Raw genomic sequence first — 14,101 nt, forward strand, 5'->3', positions numbered from 1 at the left:
CCGGCGCCACACTTCAACCATGAAGGGTTACGTCTACATTCTCGCCTCTAAACGCAATGGTACGCTGTATATCGGCGTGACGCGCGATCTCCCCGGCCGCCTTTACGAACACCAGAACGAACTCACACCCGGCTTCACGTCGAAATACGGGGTCAAGACGCTCGTCTGGTTCGAGGAATACGACCTCCTTGTCGACGCGATCACCCGCGAGAAGACGATGAAGAAATGGTCGCGGAAATGGAAACTCAATCTGATCGAGGAACGCAATCCGGATTGGGAGGACGTCGCCTCGCATCTGCATTCGTTATGAAGTCGTTGGGGCAGAGTCCCCGCCGCGCAGACGCGCGGCCGCTGGATTCCTGTGACAAGCACAGGAATGAGGGTGGTTTAGGCCCAAGCCTTCACTCCAAATCCGATGTGTCTTCGGAAGCTAGTTTCGAGGTTGCTTTTGCAAAGAGGAACCCAGGTCTGAGGCGTTGCAGATAATCGCGGACAGCTCCCCTATCTCCCTCATTCCTGTGCTCGTCACAGGAATCCAGCCGCGCCGCGTCGGCGGAGCGAAAGACTCTTCCAGCGCATCTTCCCTGCCAAGAAACCGGGGGCGATTCCCCTGCCCCGTGAAAACGACCCAGCCCCTTAGCCACATTCACGTCCCCGTCCATCCCAGCCTCCCCAAAAGGCCCTTGGGCGGTAAAGCGGCCCCCGACTCCGGTTCGGCCAGCTTCGCGCAGGTTAGGAGGAATAGCGCGGTGGTCAGGCGGCGTGCTCGCATATTATCTCCGGCTCTGATCCATGCCGCGCGGACAGGAGAATAAAATGGTTTCCAGCATTAATTCCATTCGGATTTGGTCCTCTCAGGCAGCTCTCAACGCATTCAAAGATGTCTCCGACAACAGGACGCCGGGCAGCTCGACGTCCGGCTCGTCCTCCTCGTCGCTTGCCGACATGCTGTTCCCGGGCAGCAACGGCGGAGACGACTATGAGGACGACAAGATCGCGGCGCTGATCGCCTCGCTGCAGCGGACGATGAACGGCACCGCGCCAGACGAGACGGCCGGCGACGGATCGGTCGGCGACATGTCCAGCAAGGCATTCATGAAGGCGTTGCAGGAGAAGCTGGACGCGCTGAAGGCGAACCCCGACAGCAAGGCGATGGCCGAGGCGATGCAGAAAGCGCTCGACGCCGGCACACTGAAGCTGACCGACGCGGTCGCCGGCGACCAGATCACCGCCTGGGATATTACCGACGGCAAGCAGACCTCGACCGGCGTCACCTCGGTCGACAAGTCCGACTGGACCCAATTCCTGAAGGACCGCCTGACGCGGGACGACGGCGGCAAGTTCGTGCGCAACGCCGACGGCAGCTATATCGAGAAGGCGACCGGGGCCAGCTCCTATTTCGGCATGGTCGGCGAGGCCTATTATTACATTTCCTGGCCGACGCCGGCAGCGACCACCAAGCCCGCCGCAGGCGCCACGCCCGCCGCCTCCGCCAGCACCAAGTGACACGACAGGCCAGGGCCGGGCGAAAATCCCGCCCGGCCTTCCTTCCGTCTTCCGCCCGGCCTTTGAACTTTCACGAAACCGTCATTGCAACATCCGCCGCCGAACCTTATGTGCGGGAGGCGTTTTGACGCGCCCGTTATCGGGACAGTCGTATTTGGGAACGCCTCTCATCCGCCTGCGTCCTGCGGATCCTCCCCTCCCATTTGAACGGGAGAAGGACGCAAGCCGCCGGCTTTCTGCTTCCCCCAGCGATGGTGCGGGACGCTTGAGGCCAGCGGCTTTTCGTGCCGAGGGTCGGAGCGAGAGGCAATTCCATATGCGGCTGACCCGCGCCCGCTCCGGAGACATCGATGGCGAATACCAAGAAGACCATTTCGGCGGATGCCAGCAATCCGCTCGGCACGCTCGTCAACCTGTGGCCCTATATGTGGCCGGAAGGCCGCGCCGATCTGAAGGCCCGGGTCATCTGGGCGACCTTCTATCTGTTCCTCGCCAAGTTCGTGCTTCTGACGGTACCCTATTTCTTCAAATGGGCGACGGATGCGCTGAACGGCAAGCTGGACATGGCGGGCGTGCTGCCCGCCTTCCTGCTCGGCGCCGTGGTGCTGGTCATCGCGCTCAATTTCACCCGTATCCTGCAGGTCGGCTTGAACCAGCTGCGCGACGCGCTGTTTGCTTCGGTCGGGCAATATGCCGTGCGCCAGCTCGCCTACCGCACCTTCGTGCACATGCACCAGCTGTCGCTGCGTTTTCATCTGGAGCGCAAGACCGGCGGCCTGTCGCGGATCATCGAGCGCGGCACCAAGGGCATCGAAACGATCGTCCGCTTCACAATCCTCAACACCGTGCCGACACTGCTCGAATTCCTGCTGACGGCGGTGATCTTCTGGGTCAGCTACGGCTTCTGGTATGTCGCGGTGACGGCGATCACGGTGGCGCTCTACATCTGGTTCACGGTGAAGGCCAGCGACTGGCGCATCGCCATCCGCCGCTCGATGAACGACAGCGACACGGACGCCAATACCAAGGCGATCGATTCGCTCCTCAATTTCGAGACGGTCAAATATTTCGGCAACGAGGAGATGGAAGCCAGGCGGTTCGATTCGTCGATGGCGCGTTATGAGAAGGCTGCGACCGACGTGTGGACCTCGCTCGGCTGGCTGAACTTCGGCCAGGGCGTGATCTTCGGCCTCGGCACGACCGTGATGATGGTGATGTCGGCGCTTGCCGTGCAGCGCGGCGAACAGACGATCGGCGACTTCGTGTTCGTCAACGCTCTGCTGCTGCAGCTTTCCGTGCCCCTCAACTTCATCGGTTTCGTCTACCGCGAAATCCGCCAGGGCCTCACTGATATCGAGCAGATGTTCGAACTCCTGGAAGTGCAGCCTGAGGTCGTCGACCGGCCGGATGCCAAACCGCTCGACATCGCCCAAGGGTCGATCTCCTTCAAGGACGTGCATTTCTCCTATGATGCGGCCCGGCCGATCCTGAAGGGCGTCTCCTTCGACGTGCCGGCCGGCAAGACGGTGGCGATCGTCGGGCCATCCGGCGCCGGCAAGTCGACCATTTCGCGCCTGCTCTACCGGTTCTACGACATCCAGGACGGCTCGATCACCATCGACGGGCAGGACGTGCGCGACCTGACGCAGCATTCGCTGCGCGCGGCAATCGGCATGGTGCCGCAGGATACCGTGCTGTTCAACGACACGATCGCCTACAACATCCGCTACGGCCGGCCAAGCGCCAGCGAGGAAGAAGTGCTGGCCGCCGCAGACGTGGCGCAGATCGGCCACTTCATCAGCGCTCTGCCGGACGGTTTCGAAACCAAGGTCGGCGAGCGAGGCTTGAAACTGTCCGGCGGCGAGAAGCAGCGCGTGGCGATCGCCCGCACGGTGCTGAAAGCCCCGCCGATCCTGATCCTCGACGAGGCGACCTCGGCGCTCGACACCACGACCGAGCACGAGATCCAGTCGGCACTCGACGTGGTCTCCAGGAACCGCACGACGCTGGTGATCGCCCACCGGCTTTCCACCGTCATCGGCGCCGACGAGATCATCGTCCTGCGCGACGGGCTGATCGCCGAGCGCGGCACGCACAGTTCACTGCTCGAACAGAACGGGCTCTACGCCTCGATGTGGAACCGCCAGCGCGAGGCAGTGCAGGCGGAAGAACAGCTGCGCAAGGTGCGCGAGAGCGACGACCTCGGCGTCGTCCTGCGCGGCGTTCCGGCGGCGGAATAGGCCGGTGGCGGGCACGAACTCCAAAGCAGGAAGATCTCAACGATGAAACGATACCTCACTCCCCGCATGCTCGTCCTCGGCAGCGTCGCTGTCGCCTATATGCTGGTGCTGATCTTCTTCGGCTCGCCGCTGCTTGCCTTCACCACCTGGATGGGCTGGGTCGATCCGCAGGCGGCACGGTAAGCGGACGCACTGTTCACAGGGCGGCGACTGTTCATGTCGCGGTCGAGATGCCATCTAATGTGTAACTTCAGACACAGTAAATTCACGGTGGTAACATTATGAAAAAGATCGGCTTTCTCTCCTTCGGACACTGGACCCCCTCGCCGCAGTCGCAGGCGCGGTCGGCATCCGATGTCCTCCTGCAATCCATAGACCTCGCGGTAGCGGCCGAGGAACTTGGTGCCGACGGCGCCTATTTCCGCGTCCACCATTTTGCGCGGCAGCTCGCCTCGCCCTTCCCTCTGCTTGCCGCCGTCGGTGCACGCACGAAGCGCATCGAGATCGGCACCGCCGTCATCGACATGCGTTATGAAAACCCGCTCTACATGGTGGAAGACGCAGGCGCCGCAGACCTGATTTCCGGCGGACGCCTGCAGCTCGGCATCAGCCGCGGCTCGCCGGAACAGGTGATCGACGGTTTCCGCTATTTCGGCTACCAGCCGGCGGAAGGCGAGACCGACGCGGATCTTGGCCGGCGCCATGCGGAAGTGTTCTTCGACGTGCTGCGCGGTGAAGGTTTCGCCAAGCCCAATCCGCGGCCGATGTTCCCCAACCCGCCCGGCATGCTGCGCCTGGAGCCGCATTCGGCGGGCCTGCGCGACCGCATCTGGTGGGGTTCGAGCTCCAACGCGACCGCCGTCTGGGCCGCCAAGCTCGGCATGAACCTGCAGAGCTCGACGCTCAAGACCGACGAGAGCGGCAAGCCGTTCCACATCCAGCAGGCCGAGCAGATCCGCATCTACCGCAAGGCCTGGAAGGAAGCCGGCCACGCCCACGAACCGCGCGTCTCCGTCAGCCGCAGCATCTTCGCGCTGATGAACGACACGGACCGCGCCTATTTCGGCGGCAGCGGCGAAAGCCAGGACCAGATCGGCAATATCGACCCGCAGACCCAGGCGATCTTCGGCCGCTCCTATGCCGCAGAACCCGACAGGCTGATCGACCAACTGAAGGCCGACGAGGCGATCGCCGAGGCCGATACGCTGCTGCTCACCGTGCCCAATCAGCTCGGCGTCGAGTATAACGCACATGTGCTGGAGAGCATCTTGAAGCACGTGGCGCCGGGGCTGGGGTGGCGGTAACCAGGCGCAACCGCAACTAAACCTGGACAATACCTGACGACGGCTTGCCCCACGGAGCCGTCGTTCCAGTGCACCCATATGCACTAGCTATCATCAGCATCCGCGATGTAACCACCGGTCTGCCGCTTCCAGAGCCGGGCATAGAGTCCATCGCGGGTCAGCAGTTCGTCGGGCGTTCCCTCCTCGACGATACGGCCTTTGTCGAGAACGATGATCCGATCCATTTTGGCGATCGTCGACAACCGGTGAGCGATGGCAATCACCGTCTTGCCGTTCATCAGCACGGCCAACTTATCCTGAATGGCTGCCTCCGATTCGCTGTCGAGCGCGGAGGTCGCCTCGTCGAGCACGAGGATCGGTGCGTCCTTGAGAAGGACCCTGGCGATGGCGACGCGCTGCCGCTGGCCGCCGGACAATTTGACACCGCGATCACCGACGAAGGCATCATATCCCTTGCGCCCTTCGCCGTCGGTCAGTTCGGCGATGAAACCGTCGGCCTGGGCGGCCCTGGCCGCCTGTTCTATTTCCTCCTGCGACGCAGGCGGCCTTCCGTAGCGGATGTTGTCTCCGACCGAGCGATGCAGCAGGGCGACATCCTGTGAAATGACTCCGATCTTTTCCCGGAGGCTTGCCTGGGTGACGGAGCGAATGTCCTGGCCGTCAATCAGGATCGAGCCGCTCGTCAGGTCATAAAATCGCAAAAGCAGGCTCACCAACGTCGTCTTTCCGGCCCCGGAAACTCCGACCAATCCTACCTTCTCGCCTGCCTGAACGTTCAAGGTCAGGCTATCGAGAACCTTTCGGTCGGCGCGATATGCAAAGCCGACATTCTCGAAGCGGATCTCGCCGCGCGAAACGACCAGCGGCGGCGCCTCCGGTGCGTCGTTGATGGTTGGCGGCGTTGTCATCACCGGCATGGCATCACGGATGGTGCCGACGGCCTGGAAAATCTGCTGCCCCATCTGCAGAAAAGCGCGGGCATTTCCCGACAGGCGCTGGGTGATGTAAAGCGAGACGACGAACTGGCCGGTGCTGACAAAACCGGCGATCATGCCCCAGAAACCGACGGTGAGCATGGCAAACCACAGGAGCACATTGAGTGTTGTGATGCCGGTGTCGGTGGTCAGATAGATTCGCCGTTCTTTCTGCTGGGTTTCCACGACATTTGCGAAGACGTTGCGCAAGGCACCGGCTTCGCTGTCTTCCGCGGCGAATTGCTTCACCATCTGAATATTGCTGTAGAGATCGGTCATCGACCCCACGACCAGGCTGCGCTGGCGGGCCGAGCGGCGGGAGCGCTCGGTGAAATGGGGGACCGCTATAACGGCAACGACAACGCTGGCGGCAATCCAGATAAGAACCGGCAGCGCGAGCGGCCAGGCCACGGTCCCGAGCAGGAACAGCGACCCGATAAACTGCACGAGGAAATGCGGGATCGTCTGGAAGGCCACGACGACCTGCTGCTGGACCGCGGATGCGACCTGAGACAGGCGCGAGGCCACCTGGCCGGCGAAAAGATCATGGAAGAACCCGAGGTCCTGTCTCTCCACAGCTTTATGCCCCTGCCACTGGATTGCCACCGGCATGCAGACCGCGACCGCTTGCGAGGCAAGCGTATTGGCGAAAAATGCGAAGACAGGCAGAACCGGGAATAGCAGCACTCCCATGGCCACAAGCAGGCGCCACCGATCGTGGAGAAAGGCTGCGGCTCCGTTTGCCGCGACGCCGTCAACGATGATCGACAGGCTCCAGATCAAGAAAAGGTTGATGCATTCCACCAGCATGGCAAACACGGAGATGGAAATCAGAACCCCCCGGAACATTCTAATGAAGTGCAGGAGCAGCACGAAGGGGCCGCGGGAGGGCAGACGTTCATGGGGGATTTCGAGGGGCCGGATCAGGGTTTCGAAGGGGCGATAAACGAAATCTGAAAAGGACATGGCAGCTGAAAGACCATCTTGAGATTGAATCATCAAAAGAACGAGCTCGCCATTTAACCACAGATTGATATCGGGCGCGAAACTTCTCTAAGGTCGTATTCTCGGAAAAAGCTCGATTTCGTGTGCTCGCTTCGCACCACAACCGGCACCGGCGGCCGTGCGGAACGACACAATCGCGATCACCGCGAAAGCGATTGCGACCGAACCCGTCAGTTGGGTCTTGGAACCGCATTGCCGCAAAAACGGTTTCGCTGTAGTCAGGTGACCCTGACCATACGGGAGAAAACGTTGATCAACCTCTTCGACACCATCCGCAACACGCTCGTGCCGATCCATAAGGAAGGTTACATCTTCGTCGCCGCCTTCTTCATCGCCTCGTTGATCCTCGGTTATATCGCCGAGCCGCTGTTCTGGGTCGGCCTGGTGCTGACTTTGTGGTGCGCTTATTTCTTCCGCGATCCGGAAAGGGCCGTGCCCCAGGATGACGACCTGATCCTCAGCCCCGCCGACGGACGCGTCAGCCATGTCGCCATGGTCGTGCCGCCCAGCGAGCTGCAGCTGGGCTCCGAGCAGATGCTGCGCATCTCGGTGTTCATGAACGTCTTCGACTGCCATATCAATCGCTCGCCGGTGCGCGGCCAGGTGTCCCGCATCGAGTATCGCCCCGGCCAGTTCGTCAATGCCGAACTGGACAAGGCGAGCGACGACAACGAGCGCAACGGCCTGGTGATCGACACCCGCCACGGCAAGGTCGGCGTGGTGCAGATCGCCGGCCTGGTGGCACGGCGTATCGTCTGCTGGGTGAAGACTACCGAACCGGTCAATGCCGGCGAACGGTTCGGCCTGATCCGCTTCGGCTCGCGGCTCGACGTGTTCGTGCCGGCCGGCGGCCAGCCGCGCGTGTCGGTCGGCCAGCGCGCCATCGGCGGCGAAACCGTGCTTGCGGAATTCGGCTCCGCCAAGGGCCCGATCATCAGCCGCCGCACGTAAAGGGAGCTAGAGCCTGATGGAGACGCCCGCCTCGCCGCCCTCGCCCCCTCATTCGCACACGGAACACAACAGCCCGAACGAAGAGGCCCGCGGGCCGCGCCTGCGCGAAATTCCGCTCCGGCTGCTGGTGCCGAACCTGATCACGGTGCTTGCCATCTGCGCCGGCCTGACGGGCATCAGGCTCGCCTTCGAGGGGCGCTACGAGTTGGCGGTCGCCATGGTGCTGCTGGCGGCCTTCCTGGACGGCATCGACGGGCGCGTGGCACGGCTCCTGAAGGCCACCTCGAAATTCGGCGTGCAGATGGATTCGCTTGCCGACATCATCAATTTCGGCGTCGCTCCGGCGCTGGTTTCCTACGCCTTCCTGCTCGATCAGGCGCATTCGATCGGCTGGATCGCCGCCCTGCTCTATGCGATCGCCGCCGGCCTGCGCCTCGCCCGGTTCAACGTCATGGAAGACCGCAACATCAAGGCGGACTGGCAATCGGAATTCTTCGTCGGCGTGCCGGCGCCGATGGGCGCCATGCTGGTATTGCTGCCGGTCTATCTCGGCTTCCTCGGGCTCGAGGCGACGCCGATCTTCGTTTATGCAAGCGTTGCCTATACGGTGCTGATCGGCTACCTGCTCGTCTCCCGCCTGCCGGTCTGGTCCGGCAAGTCGAGCCGCATCCGCCGCGACCTGATGCTGCCGATCATGCTCGCCGTGGTGCTCTATGTAGCGCTGCTAATGAGCTATACCTGGCAAGTGCTGTCGACCACCGTCGTTGCCTATCTCCTCGTCCTGCCGTTCAGCGCCCGCGCCTGGCACCGTCGCTACGGCACGATTACAATCGAGGATGACAGTACGCATGTCTGAGTCTGCTCGAACTCGGTAAGCTGCAACTTCCGCGCAACAGTTTCCCACAAGATGACAGTTCTACGAATACCGGGCGGCAGTGCCAGCTTGCCGGCCACGATTCCGCCCGCTTTTATGGGAAAAGCCGCGATCGCAAAATGCAAACAAGAGATTCGCGTGTTGAGGAGACAGCCATGAGCACCGAGAAGAAGATTGAATCCAAACCGGAAATGACCACACCCTACCGTCCGCTCGGCCTGAAGGCGGTGGTTGCCGCAGCCCTGATGCTGAACCGCAAGCCGAAGCTTACCCCGGCCGGCTGATCAGTCGGCTGACCGGCTTCATTCGCCGCTGATAAAACTCCACAGGAGCCCCAGCGCGAGAAGGCCCATGACGATGCCGATGACGACATCCAGAACCCGCCAGGCGGCGGGTCTGGCAAACAACGGCGCCAGGAAACGCGCGCCGTAACCGAGCCCAAAGAACCAGACGAACGAGGCAATCGCCGCACCGGCGCCATAGGCCACCCGTTCCGCTCCTTCGAAGGCCGCAGACAGGCTGCCGAGCAGCAACACCGTATCCAGGTAGACATGCGGATTGAGGAAGGTGAAGGCCAGGCAGGTCAAGACCGCCGCCTTCAGCCCCATCGGTTCCGGCGCACCTGCCACCATCGCGCCAGGCTTGACTGCCCGGCGGAAGGCCATGAAGGCGTAGGTTCCGAGAAACACCGCACCGCCCAGCGTCACCACCGAGATCAGCACCGGCGACCGTGAAACGATCGTGCCGAGCCCGCCAACGCCGGCGGCGATCAGCGTCGCATCCGACAGCGCGCAGATCAGGCAGAGGATGAAGACATGGGAGCGGATCAGCCCCTGGCGCAGGATGAAGGCGTTCTGGGCGCCGATGGCGATGATTAGCGAAGCACCGAGTGCGAGGCCGGAAAGGCCGGCGGAAAACAGGTTCATGAAATTGTCCGTCTGAAGGAAGAGAGCCGAGGGGTCAGAAAAGCGACATCTGGGTCGAGTCGGGTTTCGGCTTTTTCGGCGGTTCCTCTTCCGGCTGGGCGACCGCAACCGGTTTCTGCAGGTCCGGCCCCATGTTGGCGACCTTGTTGACGAGATCGGAAACCGGCAGCGCCTCGAAGAAATCTTCCTGCACCGGCCGCATCAAGTCGGCCACTTCGCGCGGTTCCTGGGTCTTGCAGTCGAGCCAACGGGAAAAGTCCTCCGGCTCGATGACGACGGGCATGCGGTCGTGGATATGGCGAATGCCGCCATTCGCGGCCGTCGTCATGATCGCGGCGGTATCCACCTCGGAACCATCGGCCGAGGACCAGGTCTCCATCAGGCCGGCAAAAGCGACGACGCCGCCGCGCTTCGGGCGGATCCAATAGGCCTGCGGCTTGACGCCGCTTTCCTTCGGCGGCCGGCGCCATTCGTAAAAGCCGGTCGCGGGGATCAGGATGCGGCGATGGCGCATGGCGGCGCGGAAGGACGCCTTGCCGATCGCCGTTTCGGAGCGCGCGTTGATCAGCAGCGGAAACTCCTTCATGTCCTTCACCCAGCCGGGGATCAGGCCCCAGCGGGCGAGGAAGGCGCGGCGCTCCGGCAGGTTGCTGCCCGGCTCACGCTTTTCCGATGACATGACGACGAGGATCGGCTGGGTCGGGGCGATATTATAGCGGGCCGGGAAATCGTCGAGATCCGCCAGGCTGAAGAATTCCGAAATATCCTTGGGAGTCGCCGTCAGGGCGTAGCGTCCGCACATGCAGACTATGTGGCATCGGGCCTTGGAAGGGTCAAGCGCTGATGCTCAGGCGCTGACGTCATGCGCTTCTGGGGCCGAAGAGGATGATCGCACCGCCGACGAGGCACACCGTGACGCCGAGAACATCCCATCGGTCCGGCACCCGGGCCTCGATAGCCCAGAGCCAGAGGATCGAGGCGAGGATATAGATGGCGCCATAAGCCGCATAGGTGCGCCCCGCCGCCTCGCTCGGCACCAGCGCCAGCAGCCAGGCAAAGACCATGAGCGACACAACGCCTGGCACCAGCCACCAGACCGGCTTTTCCAGCCTGAACCACGCCCAGAAGGCGAAACAACCGGCAATCTCGGCAAGCGCGGCGATGGAGTAGAGGATGTAAGTTTTCATGGGAGACGTGGGCTTGAAGGAGATGGCATCTGGGGCACGTTTTCATATGATCGAAACGATGGAAACCGAAATCTGCGCGATCCCGTCATAACGCGGGCATGCACGGCCACATGTAAATTATTTGCTTACGGCCTTGACCTCGTGTAAGCAATATACTTACATACTGCATGATCAGATCCTTCAGGAACAAGGCGCTGGCTGCCCTGTTCCAGAGCGGCAAGACGAGCAAAATCGACGCGAAGATGCACAAGCGCATCCTTGTGCGGCTGGACCGTCTTGAAGCGGCCGAGCGCCCGGAGGACATGAACCTGCCGGGGTTTGATTTTCATGCCCTGCATGGCCTTGATCCGACCCGCTATACCGTTCACGTCAACGGGCCGTGGTGCATCACATTCGAATTCGACGGCAAGGACGCCGCCCGTGTTGATTTCGAGCAATACCATTGAAGCGGCGGTTTAGGGATGAGATCGATGGCGGAATATGACGTGAAAAGGCCGATTGAACGTTGCCCGTCGCATCCCGGGGCGCTGCTTGATGAGATCATCCCCGCGACAGGCAAGACGAAGGTCGAGATCGCCGAACTGCTCGGTATCTCCCGCCAGCAGCTCTATGACATCCTGCGCGAGCGCAAGCCCATCTCCCCAAATGTCGCGGCCCGACTCGGCAAGATGTTCGGCGACGGTGCCGCGATCTGGCTGCGCATGCAGGCCGCCTATGACGCCTGGCATGCGGAACGCGAGGTGGACGTCAGCAAGATTCCGACATTGAGTGCCGCCTAATAAGACAAGACGCAAAGACCGTAATATGCCTCAATCCCCCCAGGCCGCGTCCTCCGCCATTCTCGAACGCGACGGCCGGTTTCTGCTGATTCGGCGTATGAACCCGCCGTCGATGGATCTGTTCGCGTTTCCGGGCGGCCGGGCCGAGCCCGGCGAGACGCCGGACCAGACGGCAGTGCGGGAATTTTTCGAGGAGACCGGCATTGCGGTGCGCAATCCCGTCCTCTTCGCCACCTACGACCTGAAGAGCGAGAAGCAAGGTGGGCAGCATTTCTTTCTGTCGGTCTTTCGCGTGGAGGCCGACCCCGCCAGCCAGGCGATCGCCGCCGACGATGCGGCCGATGCCGGCTGGTATACGCTTGAGGAGATCCGCGGCCTGCCCGTGCCGGCGAGCGTGCTCGAATGCGCCGAGAGGCTGGCGGCGGAGACCAATGCCCGCTAAGAAGGCTCGCTAAGACAGGCGCAATCGCGCCACATCGGGACCCGTTCATGAAGCTCATTCAGCGACTTGGCTGCCTGACACTGCTGGCAATCCTCTCGGCGACGCCGCTTGCCGCCCAGTCGGCGAAACAGCAGCCGTCCGCACCGCTACCGCCTCCTCCGGCGGCCGAGGAAAAGCCGGCGCCCTATGACGGGCAACTGACGCGGCTGGCGGAAGTGCTCGGCTCCATCCAGTATCTGCGCGCGCTCTGCGGCGCGTCGACATCCGAATGGCGGGCCTCGATGCAGCAGTTGCTGGATGCCGATAGCGGCACCGAGCCGAAGCGCCGCGAGAGGTTGACCGCGGCCTTCAACCGGGGGTATCGGTCGTTTGCAGCCGTGCATACGTCCTGCACGGATGCGGCCAGGACAGCCGAGGAGCGTTATCGTATCGAAGGCGCAACACTTGCGACAGAAATCGCGGCGCGCTTCGGAAATTAGAGGATTATTTACCTCTTTTGGCGGGAGGCCGTGTCGTTTTGATAAAAGGCTGATAAAGTTTTTAACGGGCTAGTAATTAAACGGGCACCGAGGACGACAGAATGCAGACAGGCCGCAACGACATCGACGACATGATTGTGCATGAGAAGATGCAGGCTGCCTTGGAATATCAGAGCGAGGCATGGGCAGACGGCCGTGCCGACGGTATCGAGCCGGAAATCATTGCCGACGCAGCTCTGGTACTTGCCATGCGGGAAACCATCCGCATTCATGGAGAAATGGGCGCCGAAGCCATGCTTGATTCGCTCAAGAGCCGCATGCTCGCCGGCGAATTCTCCCCCGAGCGCACTGTTCAATAAACGATAGAGGTTTCCCGTGCGAAACGCGGCGGAAACGACGATGCCCAGACTCTCCATCCGCCTTTCGGCGGCAATCGTGCTTGGTGCCGCCATGACAATGGCGGTCGGCGGCCAGGCCCTGGCGCTGTCGGAGCTGCGCCCGAGCGTCGAGCCACAAGAACCGGAGCGTGGCCAGAGCCGCGCCATCGTCCAGGCTTTCGAAGGCACGACCCTGCCGCAGCCGGGTCCGGCGATCAATCGATCGGCACAGGCCGGCGACAGCAGCAAGACGACCGCTCCCCCGGCAAACCCGAACGCCGCCAAGCCCGCGCCGAACGACGACAAGCCGGCGGAAATCATCCGCGACATGACAAAGCTGCCGGCGCCGGTCAAGCAGATGCGTGAAAAGCTCGTCGAGGCCGCGGCCTCGGGCGATGTCACCCGCCTGCGCGACCTGATGGGAACAGGGGCTACTCAGACGCAGGTGATGAACGGCGAATTCGAGGATCCGATCGAAACGCTGAAGAGTTTTTCGGGCGATGCGGACGGCCAGGAAATCCTCGCCATCCTGCTCGATATCCTTTCCACCGGTGCCGCGCATTTCGACATCGGCACGCCGGAAGAAGCCTATGTCTGGCCCTATTTCGCCGGCAAGCAGCTTTCGAAGCTGACGCCGCCCGAACGGGTCGACCTTTTGCGCATCGTGACCGCCGGCGACCTCGCCGGCATGGAAGAGAACGGCAACTACAACTTCTTCCGCGCCGGCATCAGCCCGGACGGCAAATGGAAGTTCTTCTCCGGCGGCGACTGAGCCGGCGACTCCTGTCGGTTTTTGTGTCAATCGCCACCAGTGCATTTGCCGAACCGTCGCCACCCCCCTCTGTCACTTTCGTGACATCTCCCCCTCGAGTGGGGAGATCATGGGGAGATTGCCGCATCGGGTTCATCTCCCACAATAACGTCCCCAAAAATAACATAGCGTATTGGACGCCAGGCGGCGCCCGCAGAGGGGGCTGCGGCGGCATAATCGGCCGCCACCGCATTTGCCGCCCGGTATGCCTTGCCGCCGTCCCTGCGAAGACTTAACTCTCAGTCT

At 62.3% G+C, this 14,101-nt stretch carries 18 protein-coding genes; 14 read left to right on the plus strand and 4 right to left on the minus strand.

Annotated features, from left to right (window positions below; all coding sequences use genetic code 11):
• The first annotated feature begins 19 nt into the window (after positions 1-19).
• The 5 genes from AC1DLT_RS22980 (at position 20) to AC1DLT_RS23000 (ending at position 5,050) form a co-directional block, all read left to right on the plus strand.
• Positions 20-310 (plus strand): GIY-YIG nuclease family protein, encoded by a 291-nt coding sequence (locus AC1DLT_RS22980; RefSeq protein ID WP_477488398.1) that lies wholly within the window; start codon positions 20-22, stop codon positions 308-310.
• Positions 311-816: 506 nt separating this feature from the next.
• The gene (locus AC1DLT_RS22985; RefSeq protein WP_247138706.1) at positions 817-1,506 is read left to right on the plus strand and encodes a hypothetical protein; all 690 of its coding nucleotides are present in this window, start codon (positions 817-819) and stop codon (positions 1,504-1,506) included.
• Positions 1,507-1,856: 350 nt separating this feature from the next.
• A complete protein-coding gene (locus AC1DLT_RS22990) occupies positions 1,857-3,746 on the plus strand; it encodes an ABCB family ABC transporter ATP-binding protein/permease (RefSeq protein ID WP_477488293.1) in 1,890 nt (629 codons plus the stop codon).
• 42 nt (positions 3,747-3,788) lie between these two features.
• On the plus strand, positions 3,789-3,929 hold the full coding sequence (locus AC1DLT_RS22995) for a hypothetical protein (protein WP_157885094.1): 141 nt from the start codon (positions 3,789-3,791) through the stop codon (positions 3,927-3,929).
• 98 nt (positions 3,930-4,027) lie between these two features.
• Positions 4,028-5,050, plus strand: coding sequence for an LLM class flavin-dependent oxidoreductase (locus AC1DLT_RS23000; RefSeq protein WP_477488294.1), 1,023 nt, complete (start codon positions 4,028-4,030; stop codon positions 5,048-5,050).
• Positions 5,051-5,133: 83 nt separating this feature from the next.
• Here the strand turns inward: AC1DLT_RS23000 and AC1DLT_RS23005 are convergent, their stop codons facing one another.
• Positions 5,134-6,990, minus strand: a complete 1,857-nt coding sequence (locus AC1DLT_RS23005) for an ABC transporter ATP-binding protein (RefSeq protein WP_477488295.1) — start codon at positions 6,988-6,990, stop codon at positions 5,134-5,136.
• Positions 6,991-7,281: 291 nt separating this feature from the next.
• Here AC1DLT_RS23005 and AC1DLT_RS23010 point away from each other — a divergent pair, with 291 nt between their 5' ends.
• From AC1DLT_RS23010 to AC1DLT_RS23020, 3 genes are all read left to right on the plus strand, one after another.
• Positions 7,282-7,980 (plus strand): phosphatidylserine decarboxylase, encoded by a 699-nt coding sequence (locus tag AC1DLT_RS23010; protein WP_477488399.1) that lies wholly within the window; start codon positions 7,282-7,284, stop codon positions 7,978-7,980.
• 16 nt (positions 7,981-7,996) lie between these two features.
• On the plus strand, positions 7,997-8,836 hold the full coding sequence (gene pssA, locus AC1DLT_RS23015) for a CDP-diacylglycerol--serine O-phosphatidyltransferase (RefSeq protein ID WP_247138950.1): 840 nt from the start codon (positions 7,997-7,999) through the stop codon (positions 8,834-8,836).
• A 173-nt stretch (positions 8,837-9,009) separates the two neighbouring features.
• Positions 9,010-9,138, plus strand: coding sequence for a hypothetical protein (locus AC1DLT_RS23020; protein ID WP_255759033.1), 129 nt, complete (start codon positions 9,010-9,012; stop codon positions 9,136-9,138).
• A gap of 18 nt (positions 9,139-9,156) precedes the next feature.
• Here AC1DLT_RS23020 and AC1DLT_RS23025 read toward each other — a convergent pair whose 3' ends face one another.
• From AC1DLT_RS23025 to AC1DLT_RS23035, 3 genes are read right to left on the minus strand one after another with little or no spacing between them, the layout of a single operon-like run.
• Positions 9,157-9,774, minus strand: a complete 618-nt coding sequence (locus AC1DLT_RS23025; RefSeq protein ID WP_477488400.1) for a LysE/ArgO family amino acid transporter — start codon at positions 9,772-9,774, stop codon at positions 9,157-9,159.
• Positions 9,775-9,814: 40 nt separating this feature from the next.
• The gene (locus AC1DLT_RS23030) at positions 9,815-10,582 is read right to left on the minus strand and encodes an SOS response-associated peptidase (RefSeq protein ID WP_477488296.1); all 768 of its coding nucleotides are present in this window, start codon (positions 10,580-10,582) and stop codon (positions 9,815-9,817) included.
• A gap of 58 nt (positions 10,583-10,640) precedes the next feature.
• A complete protein-coding gene (locus tag AC1DLT_RS23035) occupies positions 10,641-10,967 on the minus strand; it encodes a YnfA family protein (protein ID WP_477488297.1) in 327 nt (108 codons plus the stop codon).
• A gap of 167 nt (positions 10,968-11,134) precedes the next feature.
• On the opposite strand from AC1DLT_RS23035, the gene AC1DLT_RS23040 reads away from it, so the two are divergent.
• The 6 genes from AC1DLT_RS23040 to AC1DLT_RS23065 all read left to right on the plus strand — a co-directional run bounded on the left by AC1DLT_RS23040 (position 11,135) and on the right by AC1DLT_RS23065 (position 13,816).
• Positions 11,135-11,413 carry a type II toxin-antitoxin system RelE/ParE family toxin gene (locus AC1DLT_RS23040; protein WP_038585245.1) on the plus strand — a complete coding sequence of 93 codons (279 nt, stop codon included), beginning with the start codon at positions 11,135-11,137 and terminating at the stop codon, positions 11,411-11,413.
• A gap of 15 nt (positions 11,414-11,428) precedes the next feature.
• On the plus strand, positions 11,429-11,746 hold the full coding sequence (locus tag AC1DLT_RS23045; RefSeq protein ID WP_407668866.1) for a HigA family addiction module antitoxin: 318 nt from the start codon (positions 11,429-11,431) through the stop codon (positions 11,744-11,746).
• Positions 11,747-11,771: 25 nt separating this feature from the next.
• Complete coding sequence (locus AC1DLT_RS23050) at positions 11,772-12,188, plus strand: NUDIX hydrolase (protein ID WP_477488298.1); 417 nt, start codon at positions 11,772-11,774, stop codon at positions 12,186-12,188.
• A gap of 47 nt (positions 12,189-12,235) precedes the next feature.
• Positions 12,236-12,667, plus strand: coding sequence for a TIGR02301 family protein (locus AC1DLT_RS23055; RefSeq protein ID WP_477485039.1), 432 nt, complete (start codon positions 12,236-12,238; stop codon positions 12,665-12,667).
• A 101-nt stretch (positions 12,668-12,768) separates the two neighbouring features.
• Complete coding sequence (locus AC1DLT_RS23060; RefSeq protein WP_007752665.1) at positions 12,769-13,026, plus strand: hypothetical protein; 258 nt, start codon at positions 12,769-12,771, stop codon at positions 13,024-13,026.
• A 40-nt stretch (positions 13,027-13,066) separates the two neighbouring features.
• Positions 13,067-13,816 (plus strand): hypothetical protein, encoded by a 750-nt coding sequence (locus AC1DLT_RS23065; RefSeq protein WP_477488299.1) that lies wholly within the window; start codon positions 13,067-13,069, stop codon positions 13,814-13,816.
• Positions 13,817-14,101 lie beyond the last annotated feature (285 nt).

Source organism: Neorhizobium sp. 05N33 (assembly GCF_056397445.1).